The sequence below is a fragment of the Streptomyces sp. NBC_01012 genome (assembly GCF_045162755.1).
In the GTDB taxonomy this organism is placed as follows: domain Bacteria; phylum Actinomycetota; class Actinomycetes; order Streptomycetales; family Streptomycetaceae; genus Streptomyces.
Genome location: NZ_CP108688.1, coordinates 2457490 through 2478609 on the forward strand (window position 1 = coordinate 2457490; position 21120 = coordinate 2478609).

21 protein-coding genes and 1 riboswitch are annotated in these 21120 nt (G+C 69.5%); of the genes, 14 read left to right on the forward strand and 7 right to left on the reverse strand.

The features are described from left to right. The first annotated feature begins 78 nt into the window (after positions 1-78). From OG623_RS10690 to OG623_RS10705, 4 genes are all read left to right on the forward strand, one after another. Positions 79-531, forward strand: a complete 453-nt coding sequence (locus OG623_RS10690; protein ID WP_406146016.1) for an RrF2 family transcriptional regulator — start codon at positions 79-81, stop codon at positions 529-531. A gap of 130 nt (positions 532-661) precedes the next feature. Beyond that, entirely contained in the window at positions 662-1858 is a 1197-nt protein-coding gene (locus tag OG623_RS10695) for a globin domain-containing protein (protein ID WP_406146017.1), read from the forward strand. Positions 1859-1973: 115 nt separating this feature from the next. Next, positions 1974-2564, forward strand: a complete 591-nt coding sequence (locus tag OG623_RS10700) for an N-acetylmuramoyl-L-alanine amidase (protein WP_406146018.1) — start codon at positions 1974-1976, stop codon at positions 2562-2564. 46 nt (positions 2565-2610) lie between these two features. Continuing rightward, positions 2611-3513, forward strand: coding sequence for a 1-aminocyclopropane-1-carboxylate deaminase/D-cysteine desulfhydrase (locus OG623_RS10705; protein WP_406146019.1), 903 nt, complete (start codon positions 2611-2613; stop codon positions 3511-3513). Between the two features lie 16 nt (positions 3514-3529). Here OG623_RS10705 and OG623_RS10710 read toward each other — a convergent pair whose 3' ends face one another. After that, positions 3530-5131, reverse strand: coding sequence for a Na+/H+ antiporter (locus OG623_RS10710; protein ID WP_406146020.1), 1602 nt, complete (start codon positions 5129-5131; stop codon positions 3530-3532). A gap of 67 nt (positions 5132-5198) precedes the next feature. On the opposite strand from OG623_RS10710, the gene OG623_RS10715 reads away from it, so the two are divergent. The 3 genes from OG623_RS10715 to OG623_RS10725 all read left to right on the forward strand — a co-directional run bounded on the left by OG623_RS10715 (position 5199) and on the right by OG623_RS10725 (position 7060). Continuing rightward, entirely contained in the window at positions 5199-5459 is a 261-nt protein-coding gene (locus OG623_RS10715) for a UBP-type zinc finger domain-containing protein (RefSeq protein WP_406146021.1), read from the forward strand. A gap of 231 nt (positions 5460-5690) precedes the next feature. Further along, on the forward strand, positions 5691-6104 hold the full coding sequence (locus tag OG623_RS10720; RefSeq protein WP_406146022.1) for an anti-sigma regulatory factor: 414 nt from the start codon (positions 5691-5693) through the stop codon (positions 6102-6104). Continuing rightward, complete coding sequence (locus tag OG623_RS10725) at positions 6101-7060, forward strand: RNA polymerase sigma factor SigF (protein ID WP_406146023.1); 960 nt, start codon at positions 6101-6103, stop codon at positions 7058-7060. Before OG623_RS10720 ends, OG623_RS10725 begins: the two co-directional genes overlap by 4 nt. A 93-nt stretch (positions 7061-7153) precedes the next feature. Here the strand turns inward: OG623_RS10725 and OG623_RS10730 are convergent, their stop codons facing one another. Beyond that, positions 7154-7606, reverse strand: coding sequence for a hypothetical protein (locus tag OG623_RS10730; RefSeq protein WP_406146024.1), 453 nt, complete (start codon positions 7604-7606; stop codon positions 7154-7156). 149 nt (positions 7607-7755) lie between these two features. Here OG623_RS10730 and OG623_RS10735 point away from each other — a divergent pair, with 149 nt between their 5' ends. Further along, positions 7756-8724: a diacylglycerol/lipid kinase family protein gene (locus OG623_RS10735; protein ID WP_406146025.1), complete on the forward strand. Its 969-nt coding sequence runs from the start codon at positions 7756-7758 to the stop codon at positions 8722-8724. 320 nt (positions 8725-9044) lie between these two features. Next, entirely contained in the window at positions 9045-9302 is a 258-nt protein-coding gene (locus OG623_RS10740) for a WhiB family transcriptional regulator (RefSeq protein WP_003953983.1), read from the forward strand. A 203-nt stretch (positions 9303-9505) separates the two neighbouring features. Here the strand turns inward: OG623_RS10740 and OG623_RS10745 are convergent, their stop codons facing one another. Next, a complete protein-coding gene (locus OG623_RS10745; protein WP_406146026.1) occupies positions 9506-10972 on the reverse strand; it encodes a sensor histidine kinase in 1467 nt (488 codons plus the stop codon). Between the two features lie 555 nt (positions 10973-11527). On the opposite strand from OG623_RS10745, the gene nagB reads away from it, so the two are divergent. Then, positions 11528-12313, forward strand: coding sequence for a glucosamine-6-phosphate deaminase (gene nagB / locus OG623_RS10750; protein WP_406146027.1), 786 nt, complete (start codon positions 11528-11530; stop codon positions 12311-12313). Between the two features lie 89 nt (positions 12314-12402). Here nagB and OG623_RS10755 read toward each other — a convergent pair whose 3' ends face one another. The 4 genes from OG623_RS10755 to OG623_RS10770 all read right to left on the reverse strand — a co-directional run bounded on the left by OG623_RS10755 (position 12403) and on the right by OG623_RS10770 (position 17168). Further along, positions 12403-13926 (reverse strand): glycoside hydrolase family 3 protein, encoded by a 1524-nt coding sequence (locus OG623_RS10755; RefSeq protein WP_406146028.1) that lies wholly within the window; start codon positions 13924-13926, stop codon positions 12403-12405. 7 nt (positions 13927-13933) lie between these two features. Then, entirely contained in the window at positions 13934-14740 is an 807-nt protein-coding gene (locus tag OG623_RS10760) for a carbohydrate ABC transporter permease (RefSeq protein ID WP_406151774.1), read from the reverse strand. Positions 14741-14769: 29 nt separating this feature from the next. Further along, complete coding sequence (locus tag OG623_RS10765) at positions 14770-15750, reverse strand: carbohydrate ABC transporter permease (protein ID WP_406146029.1); 981 nt, start codon at positions 15748-15750, stop codon at positions 14770-14772. Between the two features lie 137 nt (positions 15751-15887). Then, positions 15888-17168 (reverse strand): extracellular solute-binding protein, encoded by a 1281-nt coding sequence (locus OG623_RS10770; RefSeq protein ID WP_406146030.1) that lies wholly within the window; start codon positions 17166-17168, stop codon positions 15888-15890. A gap of 283 nt (positions 17169-17451) precedes the next feature. Here OG623_RS10770 and OG623_RS10775 point away from each other — a divergent pair, with 283 nt between their 5' ends. From OG623_RS10775 to OG623_RS10790, 4 genes are all read left to right on the forward strand, one after another. Next, positions 17452-18216, forward strand: coding sequence for a GntR family transcriptional regulator (locus OG623_RS10775; protein ID WP_406151776.1), 765 nt, complete (start codon positions 17452-17454; stop codon positions 18214-18216). 147 nt (positions 18217-18363) lie between these two features. After that, on the forward strand, positions 18364-18636 hold the full coding sequence (locus OG623_RS10780; protein WP_406146031.1) for a DUF3311 domain-containing protein: 273 nt from the start codon (positions 18364-18366) through the stop codon (positions 18634-18636). Further along, a complete protein-coding gene (mctP, locus tag OG623_RS10785; protein WP_406146032.1) occupies positions 18633-20267 on the forward strand; it encodes a monocarboxylate uptake permease MctP in 1635 nt (544 codons plus the stop codon). Before OG623_RS10780 ends, mctP begins: the two co-directional genes overlap by 4 nt. Before the next feature lie 108 nt (positions 20268-20375). Then, positions 20376-20876, forward strand: a complete 501-nt coding sequence (locus tag OG623_RS10790) for a GNAT family N-acetyltransferase (protein WP_406146033.1) — start codon at positions 20376-20378, stop codon at positions 20874-20876. 41 nt (positions 20877-20917) lie between these two features. Then, positions 20918-21054, forward strand: a riboswitch (cobalamin riboswitch). Positions 21055-21120: the final 66 nt, after the last annotated feature.

Sequence of the window (21120 nt, forward strand, 5' to 3'; positions counted from 1 at the left end):
CCATGATGACGCGGCCGGTGACGGACGTAACGGGCACCCTAAGTTGCATCTCAGATGCAACTTAAATAACCTGCCGTCATGCGGCTGACGAGATTCACCGATGTGGCGCTCCGGGTGCTCATGCGCCTGACCGTCACGGCGCAGGACGAGGACCCGCCGACCACCCGCGAGGTGGCGGCCACCATGCAGGTGCCGTACACCCACGCGGCGAAGGTCGTCGCCCGCCTCCAGCACCTCGGCCTGGTCGACGCACGGCGCGGCCGGGGCGGAGGGCTCTCCCTCACCACCGCCGGACACTCGGCCTCGATCGGCACCCTGGTGAGGCAGCTGGAGGGACCGGCCGAGGTGGTCGAGTGCGAGGGCGGCACCCCGTGCCCCCTGCGTTCCGCCTGCGTGCTCCGCTCCGCGCTGCGCCGGGCCGAGGAGGCGTTCTACGCCTCGCTCGACCCGCTCACGGTCAGCGATCTCGTCGCCTCCCCCACCGGCCCGCTGCTGATCGGCATCAGCCGCGGCCGCCCCGCTCCCGGCTGATCCGCCCGCGCCCACCCCCACGCACGCCCCGCGCGTGCCGGGCGGTTCATGCCGTTCCAAAATATGCATCTCAGATGCCAGTTAACCGGCGACCGCACCGCGGTCGCCCTCACATCCGAGGAGTCAACCGATGCTCTCCGAGACATCGACCGCCACCGTCCGAGCCACCCTCCCCGCCGTGGGGGCGGCCATCGGGGACATCGCGGACCTCTTCTACCGGAAGCTGTTCGAGGCCCACCCCGAGCTCCTCCGGGACCTGTTCAACCGGGGCAACCAGGCCTCCGGCACCCAGCGCAGGGCGCTCGCCGGGTCGATCGCCGCCTTCGCCACCCAGCTCGTCGAGCACCCGGACATCCGGCCGGACGTGATGCTGGGCCGCATCGCCAACAAGCACGCCTCCCTGGGCATCACCGCCCCGCAGTACGAGATCGTGCACACCCACCTGTTCGCCGCCATCGCCGAGGTGCTGGGCGACGCCGTCACCCCGGAGGTCGCCGCCGCCTGGGACGAGGTCTACTGGCTGATGGCCAACGCCCTCATCGCGATCGAGGAACGGCTCTACGCGGAGCGGGGCGTGACGGCAGGCGACGTCTGGCGCGAGTGGACGGTCGTCTCCCGCACGGAGGACACCGCCGACGTGGCCACCTTCCGGCTCGTCCCGTCCGACGGCGCGCCCGCTCCCGCCTTCCGGCCAGGACAGTACGTCTCCGTACAGGTGGAACTCCCCGACGGCGCCAGGCAGATACGCCAGTACAGCCTCACCGGAGCGCCCGGAGCGGACCTGCGCACCTTCTCGGTCAAACGGGTACACGGTGGGACGGGTCCGGAGGGCGAGGTCTCCGCGCACCTGCACGCACGGCTGCGCGAGGGCGACCGGCTGCGTGTCTCGGCGCCGTACGGCGATCTGGTGCTCGACGGTGCCGACGTCCCGCTGCTCCTCGCCTCGGCCGGTATCGGCTGCACCCCGATCCTGTCGATGCTGGAGCACCTGGCGCAGGAGGGGCACAGCTCACCCGTCACCGTGGTGCACGGCGACCGCTCGCCCGCCGCCCACGCGCTGCGCACGGACCACGAGGCGCTCACCGGAAAGCTCCCCGACGCCTCGGCGCACTTCTGGTACGAGACCCCGGAGCCCGGCCATCCCGCCGACCGCACCGGCACGGTCGACCTGGGCACCCTTCCGGTCGCCCCCGGCACCCAGGCCTATCTCTGCGGCCCGCTCCCCTTCATGCGCGCCGTACGGTCACAGCTGCTGGCGAAGGGAGTGGCGTCGGCCGACATCCACTACGAGGTGTTCGGCCCTGACCTGTGGCTCGCCCAGGACTGACTGTCCGGATCGAATCGCACACCAGGCGAACAGGGTCCGTACAGGTTTGCCGGAGCCTCGTGTTCCGGTACAAGCGCTGTACGGACACGCTCCCCTGCCAGCGAAGGAGTCGGCCATGTCCTCACCCATGTCCGCCAGCAACTTCATCAAGGCCCTCAAGAACGAGGGGCTCACCGTCGTCCAGGTCGGCGACTGGAGCACCCACACCCGCAACCACAAGGGCCCCTGGGGACCGGTGCACGGTGTGATGCTGCACCACACCGCGACGAGGGGCACCGACCGCACCGTCGAGATCTGCCGTGACGGCCGCGCGGATCTGCCCGGCCCGCTCTGCCACGGTGTCATCGCCAAGGACGGCCGGGTCCATCTGGTCGGCTACGGCCGCACCAACCACGCCGGTCTCGGCGACGGCGACGTCCTGCGCTCCGTCATCGCCGAGAAACGGCTCCCTGCGGTCGACGAGGCCGTCACCGACGGGAACCGGCACTTCTACGGCTTCGAGTGCGAGAACCTCGGCGACGGGGAGGACCCCTGGCCCGCCGTCCAGCGCGAAGCCATCGAGGCGGCGGCAGCCGCGGTCTGCCGCTTCCACGGGTGGGAGGCACCCTCGGTGATCGGGCATCTGGAGTGGCAGCCCGGCAAGATCGATCCGCACGGCCTCTCGATGCCCGGTATGCGGGGCCGTGTCCGTGACCGGCTGAAGTAGCCCGGCACCCGACGGGTGTGCTGTCCGGACAGCACACAATGAGGGCATGACCGGCGAAGAGCTTGACCTCTCCCGGCTGCGGCCGGTGCTCCCTTCACCCCTGCGGCCGGCCGAGGACGAGCGCTTCTCGCGGCACGGCGTGACGCTGCTGCTCAAGCGCGACGACCTGATCCACCCGGACCTGCCGGGCAACAAGTGGCGCAAACTCGCCCCCAACCTCCGTGCCTCCGCCGGACGTACGGTGCTGACCTTCGGCGGGGCCTACTCGAACCACCTCAGGGCGACGGCCGCCGCCGGACGTCTGCTGGGCTTCCCCACCGTCGGTGTCGTACGCGGCGACGAGCTGGCGGGGCGCCCGCTGAACCCGTCACTCGCCCGGTGCGCGGCCGACGGCATGCGTCTGCACTTCGTGGACCGGGCGACCTACCGCGCGAAGGCCTCCCCCGACACCCTGGACGGCCTGCTGAGCCTCTTCGGGGAGTGCCTGGTCGTCCCGGAGGGCGGCAGCAACGCACTCGCCGCACAGGGCTGCACAGAGCTCGGCCGTGAACTGCGTGGCCGGACCGGCACGGTGGCGGTCGCCTGCGGCACGGGCGGCACCCTCGCCGGGCTGGCCGCGGGGCTCGGCGAGGGGCAGCGCGCCCTGGGCGTCCCCGTCCTGCGCGGCGGGTTCCTGGGAGCGGCGGTACGCGACCTCCAGCGGGAGGCCTTCGGCGGCCCGGCCGGGCGGTGGTCCCTGGACGAACGCTTCCACTTCGGCGGATACGCCCGCACCACACCGGAGCTGCACGCCTTCGCCGACGACTTCGAGGACCGCCACGGGCTGCCCGTCGAGCGGCTCTACGTGGCCAAGCTCCTGTACGGGCTGACCGTGCTGGCCGGCGAGGGTGCCTTCGCACCGGGGTCCACGGTCACCGCGGTGATCACCGGCCGCCCCGAGCCGTCATGAGCCGCCGGCGGCAGGGTCACGCGCCGTCCGACTCCCGGTAGGCGGCGGCCTCCTCCAGGTCGAGCCGCCGCAGCAGGGCGCGCAGCATCTCGTCGTCGATCCGCCGCTCGTCCCTGAGACGTACGAAGACCTCCCGCTCGGCCGCGATCATGTCGCGCGCGAGGCGCCGGTAGGTCTCGTCCGCCGACTCCCCGGTGACCGGGTTGGCCGCGCCGAGCCTCTCCCACACCGCGTTGCGGCGCCGCTCCATGACGGCGCGGAGCCGCTGGAGCAGCGGGTCGGGCAACGCGTTGCGCGGGTCGGCGAGCAACGCGTCGAGGGCGGCGTCCGCGGCCGTGGACGCCTCGTTCTGCGCCTGTGCCTCGGCCAGTGTCCCGTCGCGCTCGCTGCGCCTCGGCAGCTTCAGCACACGCACCAGGAGGGGCAGGCTCAGTCCCTGCACGACCAGCGTGCCGATGACGGTGGTGAAGGTCAGGAACAGCACCAGGTTGCGCGCCGGAAAGGCATCCCCGTCGTGCGTGACCATCGGGATGGAGAAGGCGATGGCCAGCGAGACGACGCCCCTCATCCCGGCCCAGCCGACGATCAGGGGCGAACTCCAGGGCGTCGGCCCCTCGCGCTTCCTGATGCGCTTGGAGAGCAGCGGTGGCAGGTAGCTCGCCGGGTACACCCAGACGAAGCGCACCACGACCACCGCCACGAACACGAGGACCGCGTAGCCGAAGGCCTCGGCGACGCCGTACGAGCCGAGCCCTCTGAGCACGAAGGGCAGCTGCAGCCCGATGAGCGCGAAGACGGCGGACTCCAGGACGAACGCGATCATCTTCCAGACGGCCGCCTCCTGGAGCCGTGTGGCGAAGTCGACCTGCCAGGAACGGTGCCCCAGATAGAGCGCGACGACGACCACGGCGAGCACTCCGGACGCGTGCACCCGCTCCGCCGCCGCATAGGCGGCGAAAGGGATCAGCAGCGACAGGGTGTTCTGGAGCAACGCCTCCCTGAGGTGGGTACGCAGCCAGTGCAGGGGCACCATCAGCACCAGACCGACGCCGATGCCCCCGACGGACGCCAGCAGGAATTCGCCGACCCCCGCGCCCCAGCTCATGCCCTCGCCGACCGCTGCGGCCAGGGCCACCTTGAAGGCGGTGATCGCGGTGGCGTCGTTCACCAGGGACTCGCCCTGGAGGATCGTGGTGACCCGGGTGGGCAGCCCGACCCTGCGGGCGATCGCGGCGGCCGTGACGGCGTCCGGCGGGGCGACCACCGCACCGAGCACCAGTGCGGCGGTGAGCGGCAGGTCCGGCACGAGGAAATGGGCGAGCCACCCCACGGCGACCGTCGCGAAGAGGACGTACCCGACGGAGAGCAGCGCGACCGGCCGCAGATTGGCCCGCAGGTCGAGGTACGAGCTGTCGACCGCGGCCGTGTACAGCAGCGGCGGCAGGAGCAGCGGCAGCACGATGTGCGCGTCCAGCGTGTAGCTCGGCACGCCCGGCAGATAGGCGGCCAGCAGGCCGGCCGCGACCAGCAGCAGCGGCGGAGGCACCGGTGTGCGGCGGGCGGCACCGGCGACCGCCGCACTTGCCGCGACGAGTGCCACCAGCGGCAATGCGTCCATCTCGCGTCCTCACATCCGGCGTCCCGCATCCGACACAACGACCTCGCCCGGTCGTAACGTGGCCATCATGAGTGAGTGCCTTCACGTATCCGGACTGCCGCGCCCCGAACCCGCCCCGCTCAGCGACACCTGCGTGGAGTGTCTCGAGGCCGGCACACACTTCGTGCAGCTGCGGCTCTGCCTCGTCTGCGGGCATGTGGGGTGCTGCGATTCCTCGCTGCTGAAGCACGCCACGGCACACTTCGAGGCGACCGGCCATCCGGTGATGCGCAGCTTCGATTGCGCCGAGAGCTGGCGATGGTGCTTCGTGGACGGTTCGATCGTCTGACGCCTGGGTACGTCAAACCGGCGCCGGTTCTTCGCAATTGACCGCCGCAGACCACTAGCCACTGTGTGTACTCATATGCTTACCATGAGTAATCAGCGGGTCGCGGTCTCGGCGACACGGCATCATGGGTCGCGACAGCGTCGCCGAACCAGAGAACCGACGACGGACCGTATGGCCCCGGGCACGCGTCCCGGAGCCCTCGAACGAGTGTGTGCCACCTTGGAGGTGAGGGTGTCCCAGATCGCAGGCGAGCCCGGGAACCAGGACTTCGTAGAGGTCCGGCTGCCCGCTGCGGGTGCCTACCTGTCGGTGCTGCGTACGGCCACGGCCGGTCTCGCAGCGCGCTTGGACTTCACTCTCGACGAGATCGAGGATCTTCGCATCGCGGTCGACGAGGCCTGCGCGATCCTGCTCCAGCAGGCCGTGCCGGGCTCCGTCCTCAGCTGCGTCTTCCGACTCGTCGGCGATTCCCTCGATGTGACCGTTTCGGCCCCCACGACGGACGGCCGCGCCCCCGAGCGCGACACCTTCGCCTGGACGGTGCTCTCCGCGCTGGCGGGCAAGGTCGAATCCACGGTCGCCGACGACCGTACGGTCAGCATCAGCCTCTACAAACAGCGCGGCGCGGGACCCGGGCCGGCGTGAGCGACGGGAACGGGGACGGTCCTGTGCGGGACGAGACGATCCGGTCGGGGCCGGTGCGCCCGGCAGCCCTCCCGGAGCAGCAGGCCCGGCCGCACCCGGAAGGCGGGGCGGACGGCGACGGCGCCCAGGAGCGCCCCGCCGCGGCGGAGCAGTCACAGGCGGAGCGGGCGGGCCGGATGAGCGAGCACGGACACCACGATCCACATGACCGCAGCGGCGCACGGGCGCTCTTCATCGAGCTGCGGGAGCTTCCCGAAGGCTCGGTGGAGAAGGCCGAGCTGCGCAACCGGCTGGTGCGGATGCATCTGCCGCTCGTGGAGCACCTGGCCCGCAGATTCCGCAACCGCGGTGAGCCGCTGGACGATCTGACGCAGGTCGCCACCATCGGCCTGATCAAGTCCGTGGACCGGTTCGACCCGGACCGCGGTGTCGAGTTCTCGACGTACGCGACCCCCACGGTCGTCGGCGAGATCAAGCGGCACTTCCGGGACAAGGGCTGGGCGGTGCGGGTCCCGCGGCGCCTCCAGGAGCTGCGGCTCTCCCTGACCACGGCCACCGCCGAGCTCTCCCAGCAGCACGGCCGCTCCCCCACCGTGCACGAGCTGGCGGAGCGCCTGGGCATCTCGGAGGAGGAGGTCCTGGAGGGGCTGGAATCGGCCAACGCCTACAGCACCCTCTCGCTCGACGTCCCGGACACGGACGACGAGTCGCCCGCGGTCGCGGACACCCTGGGCTCGGAGGACGAGGCGCTGGAGGGCGTCGAGTACCGGGAGTCGCTCAAGCCGCTGCTGGAGGACCTCCCGCCCCGCGAGAAGCGGATCCTGCTGCTTCGTTTCTTCGGCAACATGACGCAGTCGCAGATCGCGCAGGAGGTCGGCATCTCCCAGATGCACGTCTCCCGCCTCCTCGCCCGCACGCTCGCCCAGCTGCGCGAGCGGCTGCTCGTCGAGGAGTAGCAGGCCCGACGGGTCGCGTACGAGCAGGCCCGACGGGTCCCGTACGAACAGGGCCCGACCGGCCCCGCACGAGCAGGCCCCGGCGGACCGGGTTCAGGCGTCGGGGGTCGTGCGCGGCCCCCGGCGGATGCCCAGCGCCGCCGGCGTCGTGGGGTCGAACAGCAGCACGAGCGACGTGACGGCGACCGCCGCGAGGACGATGCCCGCCGGGATCAGGGCGCCCTGGGACCGCAGCAGTGTCCAGGCCACCGGCAGCGCCATGAGCTGGGTGATGAGCGCGGGGCCACGGCTCCAGCTGCGCCGCCGCAGCAGCCCGCGGGCGGCGAACAGCGGGATCAGGCCGAGCGCGACCAGTGTGAGTCCGCCCATCTCGGCCTGCTGCATGCTGTCGGGCCGGCCGAACAGTCCGACGGCCAGCATGTAGATCCCGCCGACGACGAGAGCGGCGCCTTCGAGCGCGTTGAGTACGGCCAGTGCGGCGATCCGGCCCGGCTTCTCCTGGCCGGCCGACGGCGACGGAGAGGGCGCGTTCTGCTGAGTGCTCACGCCTTTCAGATTCGCATCCCGGATGCCCGGACGCGAAGCCGGGTCCTGACGGGTCACCCCAGGGGCGGCTCGTCACACTGCGTGAGCGGGCGTGGACCCGGTGGATCGGGACTTCAGGGCGGTACCGCGCGGTAGGTACCCTGGCGGGCATGCGCGCACTTCTCGTGGTCAACCCAGCTGCCACCACTACCAGTGCGCGGGTTCGTGACGTGCTGATTCACGCGCTGGCCAGCGAGATGAAGCTGGACGCCGTGACCACCGAGTACCGCGGGCACGCCCGTGACCTGGGGCGGCGCGCCGCCGACTCCGACGACATCGACCTGGTGGTCGCCCTCGGAGGCGACGGCACGGTCAACGAGGTGGTCAACGGACTCCTGCACAACGGCCCCGACCCCGAGGGGCTGCCGAGCCTCGCCGTGGTCCCCGGCGGTTCCACCAATGTGTTCGCCCGCGCCCTGGGCGTCCCCAACGACGCCGTGGAGGCGACGGGCGCCATCCTCGACGCGCTCGCGGCCCGCAGCGAGCGCACGGTGGGCCTCGGTCTGGCGGCCGGCACCCCGGGCACGGCGGACGAAGCGGTCCCCGGCCGGTGGTTCACCTTCTGCGCCGGACTCGGTTTCGACGCGGGCGTCATCGGTCGGGTCGAACAGCAGCGCGAGCGCGGCAAGCGGTCGACCCATGCGCTGTACGTGCGCCAGGTGCTCAGGCAGTTCATGGACGACCCGCACCGGCGCAACGGCCGGATCACCCTGGAGGTTCCCGGCCAGGACCCGGTCACCGACCTCGCGCTGTCGATAATCTGCAACACCGCACCCTGGACCTACCTGGGGAACCGTCCGATATACGCCTCTCCGAAGGCCTCCTTCGACAGCGCCCTGGACATCCTCGGCCTCAAGCGTCTCTCCACCCCGGCGGTGACCCGGTACGCCACCCAGCTGCTCACTTCGAGCCCGGAGAAGGGCCCTCACGGCAAGCACGCCGTGTCCCTGCACGACCTCACAGACTTCACCTTGCATTCAAAGGCTCCACTGCCTTTCCAGATGGACGGTGACCACCTGGGGCTGCGCACGAGCGTGACGTTCACAGGCGTACGCCGTGCACTGCGTGTGATTGTGTGAGTGGAAGCGGCGAAAGTCCTTTAACTCGAACGTTTGGGCTGGCCCCCACCCCTTAGAAGTACGGCTGTGACCTAGTCGACACCGAGGAATCAAAAAAAACTTTCCAGAAGGGGTTGTATCCGTCGTCGAGGTTTGGGAATCTCTTCATGGCGATCGGGACGGCCCGGAACACCGGCCTCCACTGAGAGCCAGAACCCCTCCTCACCACAACAGGACCACATCCAGTTCATCTGGACGTCGGACCTTCGTCTGCGGGGGGATTCGTGAAAGCGTTCACATTCACAAGCACCAGCATGTAATACCAAGGAGAGGTAGCAGCCATGGACTGGCGTCACAACGCCGTTTGTCGTGAGGAAGACCCCGAGCTGTTCTTCCCCATCGGCAACACCGGTCCTGCGCTGCTGCAGATCGAGGAAGCCAAGGCCGTCTGCCGTCGCTGCCCCGTCATGGAGCAGTGCCTGCAGTGGGCGCTCGAGTCCGGCCAGGACTCCGGCGTCTGGGGTGGCCTCAGCGAGGACGAGCGCCGCGCAATGAAGCGCCGCGCCGCTCGCAACCGGGCGCGTAACGCCAGCGCCTGACCGACGCCACCGCACCACGAGCCTCAGCCAGGCGGCGCGTACAGAGCGTACGCACAGCCCCGCCTTCGAGTCGCAGCGCGCAGTACCCCCGAAGCGCATCGCACCGTGAGCACCACGCAGTAGGCCCGGACCGTCACCACGGTCCGGGCCTACTGCTGTGCGGGGCCTACTGCTGTGCGGGGCCTACTGCTGTGCGGGGCCCGCTACTTGTCGGCCGGCACGGGGATGTCGAGCACCACCTGTGTGCCGCGCACCGGCGCGGGGACCATGCCGAAGGTGCCGCTCAGTTCACCCTCCACCAGGGTCCGCACGATCTGGAGCCCGAGATTCCCGGCCCGTTGGGGGTCGAATCCCTCGGGCAGCCCGCGCCCGTCGTCCGTCACGGTGATCAGCAGCCGGCCGTCGACAGGTGAGCCGCCACGCGACGCCGACACCTCGACCGTGCCCGACTCGGCCACGGTGAAGGCGTGTTCCAGGGCGTTCTGCAGGACTTCGGTGAGCACCATCGAGAGCGGAGTGGCCACTTCCGCGTCGAGGATCCCGAAGCGTCCCGTGCGCCGGCAGATGACCTTCCCGGGTGAGATCTCGGCCACCATCGCGATCACCCGGTCGGCGATCTCGTCGAACTCGACCCGCTCGTCCAGATTCTGGGACAGCGTCTCATGGACGATGGCGATCGAACCGACGCGCCGCACCGCCTCGTTGAGCGCCTCACGGCCCCGCTCGGAGTCCATCCGGCGTGCCTGGAGCCTCAACAGGGCTGCCACGGTCTGGAGGTTGTTCTTCACCCGGTGATGGATCTCCCGGATGGTGGCGTCCTTGGTGATCAATTCCCGCTCACGGCGGCGCAGTTCCGTGACGTCACGCAGCAGCACCAGCGAACCGATGCGTACGCCCTTGGGCTTGAGCGGAATGGCGCGCAGCTGGATGACCCCACCGGCGCCCTCGACCTCGAACTCCCGGGGCGCGTACCCGCTCGCCACCTTGACCAGGGCCTCGTCCACCGGGCCGCGCGAGGGTGCGAGTTCGGCGGTCGTCGCGCCGAGGTTGTGGCCCACGAGGTCCGAGGCCAGGCCGAGCCGGTGATAGGCGGAGAGGCCGTTGGGGCTGGCGTACTGCACGACCCCGTCGGCGTCGAGCCTGATCAGCCCGTCGCCGACGCGCGGCGACGCGTCCATGTCGACCTGCTGGCCGGGGAAGGGGAAGGACCCGGCGGCGATCATCTGGGCCAGGTCGGAGGCGGACTGGAGGTAGGTGAGCTCCAGCCTGGACGGCGTGCGCACGGTGAGCAGGTTGGTGTTGCGGGCGATGACCCCGAGGATCCGGCCCTCCCTGCGTACGGGGATCGACTCGACCCGGACGGGCACCTCCTCACGCCACTCCGGATCACCCTCACGCACGATGCGACCCTCGTCGAGGGCGGCGTCGAGCAGCGGCCGGCGGCCGCGCGGCACGAGGTGGCCGACCATGTCGTCCTGATAGGAGGTGGGGCCGGTGTTGGGCCGCATCTGCGCGACGGAGACATAGCGGGTCCCGTCGCGGGTGGGCACCCACAGGACGAGGTCGGCGAAGGACAGGTCGGAGAGCAGTTGCCACTCCGAGACCAGCAGATGGAGCCACTCGAGGTCGGTGTCACTCAGGGCTGTGTGCTGGCGGACAAGGTCGTTCATGGAGGGCACAGACGCGAGCGTACCTGTGAAGACGAGGTGGATCCGAACCGAACGGCCCATGGATACGTGACACTGTGGGAGCGCGGGTCATGGCAGGAGAATGTCCGCGCACATGGATGGACACGGTCTATTGGTCTAGTCCACAATGCACCATGCGGGGGCGCTACGGTCGGACCTGACCCCTGCCGTACGAACAGACCTCCGCCCTCCCCGCACAGGAGGGCGGAACGAGGTACCGGCGCTCTCTGCCCTGACTGCGCCGGTGCCTCCAGTGGCCGGAGGCACCGCACACCGCCGGCCAGGCAGGGCCTGCCGAGAGGCGGGCCCATAGCTCCGGGCTGCGGTGCCGGACGGGCTGAGGGTCCCGTCCTGGCGCCGCGGCCCGCGGGTGTTTCCGGGGGCGTTCCCCCCGCGGACGGAGCCCGTCCGCCGACAGGGCGACAAGCAGTGACGCAGCCGTGGACGGTTCACCTCCGGGCCATGGCGTTCTGCTAGATTGGGGCATCAGATTGGTCTATACCACATGACGCCACTCTTCAGATCGGCAGGCACAGCGTGGAAGTTGTCATCGTCCCGGACGCCACGACAGGCGGCGAACTGATCGCGGAGGCCATCGCGGCCCTGCTGAGCCGCAAGCCCGACGCCCTGCTCGGCGTGGCCACAGGATCGACCCCGCTGCCCATCTATCAGGCCCTCACCGCGAAGGTGCGCTCCGGCGCCGTGGACGCGTCGCGCACCCGCATCTGCCAGCTCGACGAGTACGTCGGACTGCCCGCCGGACACCCCGAGTCGTACCGCTCGGTCGTGCTGCGCGAGGTCATCGAGCCGCTCGGCCTGTCCGAGAAGTCCTTCATGGGCCCGGACGGCGCCGCCGAGGACGTACAGGCGGCCTGCGAGGAGTACGACAAGGCCCTCTCCGAGGCGGGCGGGGTGGACCTCCAGCTGCTCGGCATCGGCACCGACGGGCACATCGGCTTCAACGAGCCGTGCTCCTCCCTCGCCTCGCGCACCCGCATCAAGACGCTGACCGAGCAGACCCGGATCGACAACGCGCGCTTCTTCGACGACGCCATCGAGCAGGTGCCCCGCCACGTCATCACCCAGGGCATCGGCACCATCCTGGAGTCCCGCCACCCGATCCTGCTGGCCACCGGCGAGGGCAAGGCGGACGCGGTCGCACGGACGGTCGAGGGACCTGTCGCCTCGGTCGTGCCGGCCTCGGCGCTCCAGCTGCACCCGCACGCCACGGTGGTGGTCGACGAGGCGGCGGCGTCCAGGCTGAAGCTGGCGGACTACTTCCGCGCCACCTACGCGGCGAAGCCGCAGTGGCAGGGCCTGTAGGCCCCGTACGGTACGCACGCGTGAGGGCCGGGTCACCCGCGGAAGGTGACCCGGCCCTCACGTCTCGCCTGTTCAGGACCCGAGGGCTCTCAGGGGGCCGTGCCCGTGATCGCCTCCGCCGCCGCGACACCGCACACCCGCGCGGCGCCGTGCGTGGCGACGTGGAGGGCGCCCCGGGGCGGCGCGTCCGGCAGGCCCATCTCGACCACGACCGTGTCGGGACGCGCCGCCAGCAGGGCGTCCAGCGCCTCGCCCATCCACGCGTGCCGGTGGACGTCGCGGACGACGGCGACGATCCGCCGCTCCCCCGCCGCCCTCAGCGCCTCGGCTGCCGGTGCCTCGCTCGCAGTGCCGTAGGTGCCCGTCCCGGTGCCGGGCAGTATCCGGGCCAGCTCGGCCGCGACGCCCCACGGGGTCTCGTCACCGACCGCGATGTTGGCGACCGGGGTGAACGCCGCGACGTACGCCGGCCCGTCCAGCGGCTCGCCGGATCCCGTGAGCGTGACGGCACGGCGGGCGGCGACAAGACCGACGTCGGCACCGGAGCCGGGCGCGGTCCCCTCCTGCACATCCGCGCCCGGCTCCGGGGCAGCCCCCCTGGCCCCCTGCGTCCATGACGCGAGGGCCCGTACACGTGCGGCCGCGTCGGCCAGCCGCTCCTCGGGCAGTTGACCGGTCCGCACCGCGGTCACCAACGCGTCGCGCAGCCGCAGCACGGTGTCCTCGTCGGACAGCCCACCGCCGACGCAGATGGCGTCGGCGCCCGCCGCGATGGCGAGGACCGATCCGCGCTCGATGCCGTACGTGCCGGCGATGGCGTCCATCTCCATGCCGTCGGTGACGATCAGCCCGTCGTAGCCCAGCTCCTGGCGCAGCAGACCGGTGAGGATCTGGGGGCTCAGGGTCGCGGGCCGGGTCGGGTCGAGTGCGGGAAGCAGGATATGTGCACTCATCACTGATTTGGAACCCGCCGCGATGGCCGCGCGGAAGGGCACCAGCTCACGGGCGTGCAGCGTGTCCAGGTCCACATCGATGCGGGGCAGCGAGTGGTGCGAGTCGACCGCCGTGTCCCCGTGACCGGGGAAGTGCTTGGTGCAGGCGGCGACACCGGCGGCCTGGAGGCCCTCGACGTACGCGGCGGTGTGCCGGGCCACGAGCTCGGTGTCGGCGCCGAAGGAGCGTACGCCGATGACCGGATTGCCCGGGTTCGAGTTGACGTCCGCCGAGGGCGCCCAGTTGAGGCTGACCCCGCACTCGGCCAGCCTGCGGCCGAGCTCCCGGGCGACGGCCCTCGTCAGGTCCGTGTCGTCGACGGAGCCGAGCGCGAGGTTGCCGGGGAAGGACGAGCCGCTGCGGACCTCGAGCCGGGTGACGTCCCCGCCCTCCTCGTCGATCGCGACGAGTACGTCGTCCCGCTCGGCGCGCAGCCGGGCGGTCAGCGCGGCGAGCTGCTCGGGCGAGTGAATGTTCCGGCCGAACAGTCCGACGGAGGCCAGGCCTTCGCCGACCCTGCGCAGGAGCCAGTCGGGAGCGGTCGTGCCCGTGAAGCCGGGCTGGAGAACCGCGAGGGCGTCGCGGGTGACGGTGTCCGTGGTGGATACGAGGGTGCTCATGGCCGTGTTATCCCTTCACTGCGCCATCGGTGAGACCGCTGACGGCCTTGCGCTGCAGGAAGACGAAGAGGACGAGGATCGGGATGGCGAAGATCGAGGACGCGGCCATCGTCGCGCCCCAGTCGTCACCGAACTGGCTCTGGAACTGCGAGAGCCACAGGGGCAGGGTCTGCGCCTCGGCCTGCTTGTTGAGCACCAGGACCAGCGGGAATTCGTTCCAGGCGGTGATGAAGCCGAACAGCGAGGTGGACATCAGGCCCGGCGCGAGCAGCGGGAGGATGACCTTCACGAAGGCCTGGGGCCGGGTGCAGCCGTCGACCATGGCCGACTCCTCCAGCTCCTTGGGCACCGCGGAGACGAAGCCGCGCAGCGTCAGGATGGTGAAGGGCAGGATCATCACCATGTAGAAGAGCGTCAGCGGGATCAGGCTGTTGAGCATGTCCGCGTCGCGGACGATGAAGTAGATCGCGATGACCATGACTTCCCAGGGCGCCATCTGCGCGACCATGAAGCCGATGATGAATCCGCGCCGGCCCTTGAAGCGCATCCGGGCGAGGGCGAACGATCCCGCGAGCGCCAGGACGAGGGAGAACGCCACGGCGAGCACGGTGACCGTGAGCGAGTTCCGGACCATCGTCCAGAAGTTCTCGGCGTCGACCGCGGTCTTGAAGTGCTCGAACGTGACGTTCGTCGGGAACCAGACCGGGTTCTCGGAGACGATGTCGGGCGTCGGCTTGAAGGCCGTCGCGAACATCCAGTACACGGGGAAGACGAAGCAGATGACCAGCAGTACGGCCGTGGCGTTGGGCCAGATGCGGCTGAACCTGGACGAAGCCGAGCGCTTCACAGCTCGTCCTCCTCTTGCTTGGAGACGATCCTGAGGTAGTAGAAGGTCAGGGCCAGCAGGATGAGGATCGTGAGCAGCGCGATGGCGGAGCCCATGCCGTAGTGCTGGTTGCCGATGCCCTCGATGTAGGCGTACACGGGGAGGATCTCGGTGAGCCGGTCGGGACCGCCCTCGTTGATCGCGAAGACCTGCGCGAAGGCCTTGAAGACCCAGATGACCTCGAGGAACGTCGTGGCGAACAGGAAGGGCTTCAGGAACGGCATGGTGACCGAGGTGAAGCTCTTCCAGGAGCCCGCGCCGTCGAGCGCGGCGGCCTCGTACAGCTCCTTCGGGATGGTCGTCGTGGCGGCGTAGAGATTGATCGCGACGAACGGGATCGACTGCCAGACGATCAGCACGGTGATCACGAAGAAGGTGGAGGCCTGGCTGCCGGTCCAGTTGTACTCCGCCATGGAGTGGAAACCGATCTTGTCCAGCACCCAGTTGACGACACCGAACCGCGAGGCGAACAGCCACTGGTAGACGGTGGTCGCGGCGATGACCGGCATGGCCCAGGCGAGGACGAGGCCGATGAGCAGCGTCACGCGCATGCGCTTGCCGAGCCGGGCGAGGAGCAGACCGGTCAGGGTGCCGAGCACCATGATCAGGACGACGTTGGTGCCCGCGAAGACGATCGACCGGACAGTGACGTTCCAGAAGTCGTCGTTGCCGAGGACCTCCTTGTAGTTGTCGATCCCGTTCCACTCGGTGAGGTGCTGGATCAGCTGCCTCATGTTGAGGTTCTGGAACGACAGCACGGTGTTCTTGACCACCGGCCAGCCCAGGAACACGAGGGTCGCGGCCACGGGAGCGAGCAGCAGCAGATACGGGGCGAGTGCGGCCGGTCTGCCGCCTGTCCGGGATCTGCCGGGGCCGGCACCGGCCCGCTTCACTGTCTCCGTCGGACCGGAGGGCGGCCGTTCGGTCTGCACGGTCATGCTCGCCATCTCTTTCTCGGCACCATGGGACACGGCCGGGGGCGGACTCCGTGATTCCGTCATGGAGTCCGGCCCCCGGCGTTTCGGCCCCGGGCCGTGTCCGGGACTTTCACGGACACGGCCCGGGGCCGGCTGCCTTACTGCTTCTGTGCGAGGCGCTTGTTGAACTCTTCCTCGACCTGCTTGGCGGCCTCGGCGTTCGACTTGCCGTTCAGGACCGCCGTCATGAAGGTCTTGACCGGGTTCGGCGCGTTCTCGACCGCGGCCCACTCGGGGATCAGCGGCGTGGTGCCGCCGACCTTCGCCGAGGGCGCGGCGGCCTCGGCGACCTCGTTGCCGGTCAGGTTGGAGTTCAGCGACTCCTTGTTGGGGATGACGCCGTTCAGCTTGGCGAGCTGTCCCTCGAACGTGTCGGAGAGCGCGAGCTTCAGGAACTCCTTGGCGAGGTCCTGCTTCGCGCTGCCCTCGGCGACCGCGAGGTTGGAGCCGCCGAGGAAGACACCCTCGGGCTTCTCGGCGGTGTCACCCGGAATGGTGAAGTAGCCGATGTCCTTCTCGATGGCCGGGTTGGCCTTGATCGCGGTGCCGGCCTCCCAGCCCATGCCGATGAACGCGCCGGTCTTGCCCTTGGCGAAGACGTCCGCCTGCTGCGGCGTCGCCTCGTCCTTGTCCTTGGGGGCCTTGGAGTAGGACTGGTACTGCTTGTACAGGTCCATCGCCTCGCCGATCTTCGGGTCGGCGAGGTTGGAGACCCACTTGTCCCCGTCCTTCTTCACGAGGTCGGCGTCCTTGCCGATGGTGAGGCCGTCGAAGAAGTACCAGTTCTGGCCGGGCAGGTAGAGCGGCTCGGCCTTGCCCTTGGCCTTGATCTTGTCGAGCGCGTCGAAGAACTCGTCACGGGTCTTGGGGGTTTCGGTGACGCCGGCGTCCGCGAAGACCTTCTTGTTGTAGAGGACGACGCGGTTGGCGAAGTACCACGGGGCGGCGTACTGCTTGCCGTCGACCACGGAGGCCTCGTTGAGGTTCTCGGCCCAGTCGGTGCCGATCTCCGACTTGAGGTCACCGAGCTCGGCGAGGCCACCGGTCTTGGCGTACGCCGCGGTCTGGGTGTTGCCGATCTCGAAGACGTCCGGCGGGTTCTCCTCCGACAGGGCGGTCGTCAGCTTCTGCTGGATACCGTTCCACTGCTGGACCTCGAACTTGACCTTCGCGCCGGTCTTCTTCTCGAACGCGGCGGTGAGGTCCTTCTGCCACTGATCGGGCGTCGAGCCGTCCATGGCCCAGACGGTCAGGGTCTCCCCCTTGTAGCTGTCCGGTCCGGACTTCTTGCTGTCGCTGCCGCCGTCGTCGGAGCCACACGCCGCCATGCTGACCATCATGCCCGCGACGCCGATCGCCGCGATGAGCTTGCGCTTCACGCCAAACCCTCCTCAGGGTGCTGCAACCCCCCGCCCACCGCGAAGACACCGACGAGTAGTACTGCTGGGGCTGGGACCTGGTCTTTAATGGTTTAGACCAGTACGGGGAGCTTGGCCTAGACCTTTAGGGGTGTCAAGGGTGTATAAGAAGTGCACTCGCGTCCGTTACAGGACCGACACCTGAGGGAGGGCGACGACCCGTGACCGGACCGTGCCACCATGTGAGCCGCGACAGACGGAGGAGCCGGTGACGGCAGCAACGCAGCAGTCGGGAAGGCGGGCCATGGGTGCCGACGGGGGCAGCAGCACGAGCAAGACCGGCACGGGTGCGCGCACGGCACGCGTGCCGAAGTACTACCGGCTCAAGCGCCATCTCCTCGACATGACGGACACCATGCCGCCCGGCACCCCGGTGCCGCCCGAGCGGACCCTGGCCGCCGAGTTCGACACCTCGCGCACCACGGTGCGTCAGGCGCTCCAGGAGCTGGTGGTCGAGGGCCGGCTGGAACGCATCCAGGGCAAGGGCACCTTCGTGGCCAAGCCGAAGGTCTCCCAGGCCCTGCAACTCACCTCGTACACCGAGGACATGCGCGCCCAGGGGCTGGAACCCACCTCCCAGCTGCTGGACATCGGCTATGTCACGGCCGACGACACGCTCGCCGAGCTGCTGGACATCACAACCGGCGGCCGGGTGCTGAGGATCGAGCGGCTCCGGCTCGCCAGCGGCGAACCGATGGCCATCGAGACCACCCATCTGTCGGCCAAGCGCTTCCCCGCCCTGCGGCGTTCGCTGGTGAAGTACACCTCGCTCTACACCGCGCTGTCCGAGGTGTACGACGTCCGGCTCGCCGAGGCGGAGGAGACCATCGAGACCTCGCTCGCCACGCCGCGTGAGGCGGGCCTGCTCGGCACGGACGTCGGCCTTCCGATGCTCATGCTGTCCCGCCATTCGGTCGACGGTGAGGGTGAACCTGTGGAGTGGGTGCGCTCGGTGTACCGGGGCGACCGGTACAAGTTCGTGGCCCGTCTGAAGCGTCCCACGGACTGAGACGCTTCGGGCCGCCGGGAATCGTTGTTCCCGGCGGCCTCAACCGTTGCGAGACCGAAATGCGGACAGGGGGTGACGATGCCCGGAATCCTCGCTTAGATTTCCTGCGCGTTGCACAGGTGATCAGCGAGGGGACGGAGTCGCCACATGCCAGAAGAAACCGATGCCAACCCACCGGCAACACCGACAGCACCGACGGTGACACCCATCAGAGTGGTCATCGGCCTCTGTCTGATCGCCCCCTTCGTCGCGATGCTCTGGGTCAGCTCGTACGCGAAGGTCGAACCGACCTTCATCGGCATCCCGTTCTTCTACTGGTACCAGATGCTCTGGGTGCTCATCTCCACCGCTCTCACGATGACCGCGTACAAGCTGTGGCAGCGTGACCAGCGCGCCCGCAAGGGGGGTGCGTCAGCATGAACGACGGCGTGAACGGCATCGCACTCGCCGTATTCATCTTCTTCTTCGTGGCCGTCACGGTCATCGGTTTCATGGCCGCGCGCTGGCGCAAGGCCGAGAACGAGGCCAGCCTCGACGAATGGGGCCTGGGCGGACGCTCGTTCGGCACCTGGGTCACCTGGTTCCTGCTCGGTGGTGACCTCTACACGGCCTACACCTTCGTGGCGGTCCCCGCGGCGATCTACGCGGCGGGCGCGGCGGGCTTCTTCGCCGTCCCGTACACGATCCTCGTCTACCCGCTGATCTTCACCTTCCTGCCCCGCCTGTGGTCGGTGTCGCACAAGCACGGCTACGTCACCACCTCGGACTTCGTCCGGGGCCGCTTCGGATCGAGGGGCCTCTCGCTGGCGGTCGCCATCACCGGCATCCTCGCCACGATGCCGTACATCGCGCTGCAACTGGTCGGCATCCAGGCCGTGCTGGACGTGATGGGCGTCGGCGGCGGTGAGACCACGCACTGGTTCGTCAAGGACCTGCCGCTGCTGATCGCGTTCGCCGTGCTCGCCGCGTACACCTACTCGTCGGGGCTGCGCGCGCCCGCGCTCATCGCGTTCGTCAAGGACGGCCTGATCTATCTGGTCATCGCCGTGGCGATCATCTACATCCCGATCAAGCTCGGCGGGTTCGACGAGATCTTCTCCAAGGCGAGCGAGGCGTTCGCCCAGAAGGACCAGACGACGGGCCAGCCACGTGGTGCGCTGGTTCCCGGCGAGATGGGCCAGTGGGGCTACGCCACCCTGGCGCTGGGCTCGGCGCTGGCGCTCTTCATGTATCCGCACTCGATCACGGCCACGCTCTCCAGCCGCAGCCGTGAGGTGATCCGGCGCAACACCACGATCCTGCCGCTGTACTCGCTGATGCTGGGCCTGCTGGCCCTCCTCGGCTTCATGGCGATCGCCGCCGGCATCAAGGTGGACAACGGCCAGCTCGCCATCCCGCAGCTGTTCGAGAACATGTTCCCCGACTGGTTCGCCGGTGTGGCCTTCGCCGCGATCGGGATCGGTGCCCTGGTGCCGGCCGCGATCATGTCGATCGCCGCGGCGAACCTCTTCACCCGCAACATCTACAAGGACTTCCTCAAACCGGACGCGACACCGGCCCAGGAGACCAAGGTCTCCAAGCTGGTCTCGCTGCTGGTCAAGGTCGGCGCGCTCGCCTTCGTCCTCACCATGGACAAGACGGTCGCAATCAACTTCCAGCTGCTGGGCGGCATCTGGATCCTCCAGACGATGCCGGCCCTGGTGGGCGGTCTGTTCACCCGGTGGTTCCACCGCTGGGCCCTGATCGCCGGCTGGGCGGTCGGCATGGTCTACGGCACGGTGGCCGCGTACGGCGTCGCCAGCCCCACCCAGAAACACTTCGGCGGCTCGTCGGAGGAGATCCCCGGAATCGGTGAGATCGGCTACATCGGCCTCACGGCGTTCGTGCTGAACGTGATCGTCACGATCGTGCTGACGTTCGTCCTGAACGCGGTGAAGGCACCGGCCGGCGTGGACGAGACCGCCCCGTCCGACTACACGGCGGACGTGGGCGACCCCGGCGTCAAGGCCGAGCTGCCGCCGGCCACGGCAGGCTCCCCCGGCGGTCACTGACCCCCGCGCGCCGCTCGCTCCACCTCGTCCCGGCAGGGCCTCGCCCTGCCGGGACGAGGTGCGAAAAACGGGGGCGCCCTTCCCGGCGGCTGCGGCACACTGCCGTCCATGGACCTTTCGATCAGACCGGTACGGACGGCCGAGTTCGCGGATCTGGGGGAGATCACCGCCCAGGCGTACCTCGATGACGGGCTCCTGGACTTCGGCGCCGACGATCCCTATCTGGAACAGCTGCGTGCCGTGGAGCGCCGGGCCGCCGAGGCCGAGGTGCTGGTCGCGGTGGACACCGACGGCCGGCTGCTGGGCGGCGTCACCTACGTCGCGCCCGGCAGCCCCTGGTCGGACATCGCCACCGGGGACGAGGCCGAATTCCGCATGCTGGCGGTCTCGCCCGGCGCCCGTGGCCGAGGGACGGGCGAGACGCTCGTACGGGCCTGCATAGAGCGGGCGCGGGCCGCCGGAGGGCTGCGTGGGATCGTCCTTTCCACGCAGTCGGCCATGCTGGGCGCCCACCGGATCTACCGTCGCCTCGGCTTCGTACGCACTCCGGAGCGGGACTGGTTCCCCCTGCCCGGCCTGGAACTCCTGACATTCCGCCTGGAGCTCTGAACCCGCCACGACACAAGATGTGGGGGCTTCTTCAATCGGCAGCCCCCACATGTATGCTCGACCTCGCTGTCGCCGCAGGGGAATCCGGTGCGAATCCGGAACTGTCCCGCAACGGTGTGATCGGTGCGCATTGCGCGTGCCCGAAGTCCGAAGACCTGTCGACAGTGCGCCCGGCTCGACCGAACCGGGCGCCGAGACGTCCGGGCCCCGCGGAGGGCAGGTGGACGCCGTGCGCCGTGCCGCC

Coding starts and splice junctions, on each gene's coding strand:
- OG623_RS10690 (WP_406146016.1), top strand. CDS start 79: ATGCGGCTGACGAGATTCACCGATGTGGCGCTCCGGGTGCTCATGCGC.
- OG623_RS10695 (WP_406146017.1), top strand. CDS start 662: ATGCTCTCCGAGACATCGACCGCCACCGTCCGAGCCACCCTCCCCGCC.
- OG623_RS10700 (WP_406146018.1), top strand. CDS start 1,974: ATGTCCTCACCCATGTCCGCCAGCAACTTCATCAAGGCCCTCAAGAAC.
- OG623_RS10705 (WP_406146019.1), top strand. CDS start 2,611: ATGACCGGCGAAGAGCTTGACCTCTCCCGGCTGCGGCCGGTGCTCCCT.
- OG623_RS10710 (WP_406146020.1), bottom strand. CDS start 5,131: ATGGACGCATTGCCGCTGGTGGCACTCGTCGCGGCAAGTGCGGCGGTC.
- OG623_RS10715 (WP_406146021.1), top strand. CDS start 5,199: ATGAGTGAGTGCCTTCACGTATCCGGACTGCCGCGCCCCGAACCCGCC.
- OG623_RS10735 (WP_406146025.1), top strand. CDS start 7,756: ATGCGCGCACTTCTCGTGGTCAACCCAGCTGCCACCACTACCAGTGCG.
- OG623_RS10740 (WP_003953983.1), top strand. CDS start 9,045: ATGGACTGGCGTCACAACGCCGTTTGTCGTGAGGAAGACCCCGAGCTG.
- OG623_RS10745 (WP_406146026.1), bottom strand. CDS start 10,972: ATGAACGACCTTGTCCGCCAGCACACAGCCCTGAGTGACACCGACCTC.
- OG623_RS10755 (WP_406146028.1), bottom strand. CDS start 13,926: ATGAGCACCCTCGTATCCACCACGGACACCGTCACCCGCGACGCCCTC.
- OG623_RS10765 (WP_406146029.1), bottom strand. CDS start 15,750: ATGACCGTGCAGACCGAACGGCCGCCCTCCGGTCCGACGGAGACAGTG.
- OG623_RS10775 (WP_406151776.1), top strand. CDS start 17,452: ATGGGTGCCGACGGGGGCAGCAGCACGAGCAAGACCGGCACGGGTGCG.
- OG623_RS10780 (WP_406146031.1), top strand. CDS start 18,364: ATGCCAGAAGAAACCGATGCCAACCCACCGGCAACACCGACAGCACCG.
- mctP (WP_406146032.1), top strand. CDS start 18,633: ATGAACGACGGCGTGAACGGCATCGCACTCGCCGTATTCATCTTCTTC.
- OG623_RS10790 (WP_406146033.1), top strand. CDS start 20,376: ATGGACCTTTCGATCAGACCGGTACGGACGGCCGAGTTCGCGGATCTG.